Below are 1,598 nucleotides of genomic sequence, written 5' to 3'. Positions count from 1 at the left end.
CTCACTAAAAAGCTGTTTTAAAAAAACGCATAAATACAATATTAAAAAGCACATAAAATGTACTTTACACATGTACTTTAGTGTATAAAAAAAGAGCTAAAACACATTCTCCTATCATTGAAATTAACTAAAAATAAGAATATAGTATTAAAACGTAATCTATGGATAGAATATTATGAATATTGAAAATACAGCTAATAGAAGCCTCAAATGCTTCACAAATCCAAATTACACTTCACTTTTTTTTGTTGCAGCTGACTTCAACGTTTTACTTGTTAATTATCAAGCTTTAAACATCATTACCAATTATGAACTTATTAATCAATTCATGTTAAAAAATGGCCACCAAGGACTGGTGATTTTTGATGTCCCAAAAGACTGCGATGTACTGGCATTAAAAGAGTGGCCAAATTTAAAAGGATTATTTTACGAAGGTACTGACGAAGTACTACTCCAACAAGGATTAGAAGCAATTGAACAAGGAAAGCTATGGTTCCCTCGTGCCGTAACCGATGATTGGATGAGGCAAATGCTAGCGAGTGAACAACAGACTACGCTGCAATCAAACAACTTAACCTGCAAAGAAATGAAAGTATTAAACTTATTATTTTCTGGCTTACATTCAAGTGCAATTGCCGACACTTTATTTATAAGTGAAGCTACTGTTCGCGTCCACTTACATAAGGTTTATCAAAAAATTGCTGTAAAAAACAAGCAAAAATCATTACTTTGGTGTCAAAAAAACTTAAATAAGATCAATAGTTAAGCGGGCTTATTTGAAACCTTATTGTGTCTACTCGACTTTGACTCTGAATTATTATTTCAACTGAAAGCATAAAGTAAAAGTTGGCCCCACTTAAATACCCTATACAACCAGCAACTTTCTTTTCTTAAACAGCACTCTGGAAGTGCCTTTCATGTCGAGTCAATATCAAAAACCCACTTTTTCGAACTTAATACTGCAAATAAAAATTATACTTTTCTCCTTACTACTTTTTTCTCCTTACTACTTATTAATACCTTAATAATTACAAGGTATTAATATTACTTATTGTACAAAGCAGTGGCCCGGCACCACAAACTTTCAGATCTCCAGCAAATACTGGGCCAGGCCCTAGAGTAGTAATTACTGATAACGAAGGCCACCACTTTCGGAATGCATTGACTCTCCATAGGTGAATTTCAATTAATCACTAGTTTTATACTCACGATGTAGTGGTACAGTGATTTTGGCCACCCATTAAGAAAGAAATGTTATGCTAATCAAGCATACAAATTTGGGTGAAAAAATGACGAAATCAAAACGCGCAACATATTCAGCGGCAATTAAATTAGAAACGGCTCAGCTTGTGGTGGACCAAGGTTATACACAAGAAGATGCAGCCAAGGCTATGGGGGTGGGTAAATCAACCGTCAGTAAATGGGTTACCCAATTAAAGCAAGAGCGTAATGGTCAGTCACCATCAGCTTCGCCAATGACACCCGAACAAATTGAAATCCGCGAACTTAAAAATCAAATCCAACGCATTGAATTAGAAAAGGATATATTAAAAAAGGCTACCGCTCTCTTGATGTCCGACTCCCTGAACAATTCTCGC

General features: G+C 35.0%; 1 protein-coding gene and 1 pseudogene. Both read left to right on the top strand.

Annotation, left to right across the window (positions count from 1 at the left end; translation table 11 throughout):
- Positions 1-175: 175 nt before the first annotated feature.
- The gene (locus CXF89_RS19165) at positions 176-766 is read left to right on the top strand and encodes a LuxR C-terminal-related transcriptional regulator (RefSeq protein ID WP_121955486.1); all 591 of its coding nucleotides are present in this window, start codon (positions 176-178) and stop codon (positions 764-766) included.
- Between the two features lie 523 nt (positions 767-1,289).
- Positions 1,290-1,598: pseudogene (locus tag CXF89_RS19160) on the top strand (transposase); the annotation flags it as partial.

The sequence above is a fragment of the Pseudoalteromonas sp. MelDa3 genome, assembly GCF_002863625.1.
GTDB lineage: Bacteria > Pseudomonadota > Gammaproteobacteria > Enterobacterales > Alteromonadaceae > Pseudoalteromonas > Pseudoalteromonas arctica.
This window is presented reverse-complemented; position numbering and strand designations above follow the sequence as displayed.

Bases quoted from the DNA above. Each gene is read 5' to 3' on its own strand.
- CXF89_RS19165 (WP_121955486.1), top strand. From the start codon at position 176: ATGAATATTGAAAATACAGCTAATAGAAGCCTCAAATGCTTCACAAAT.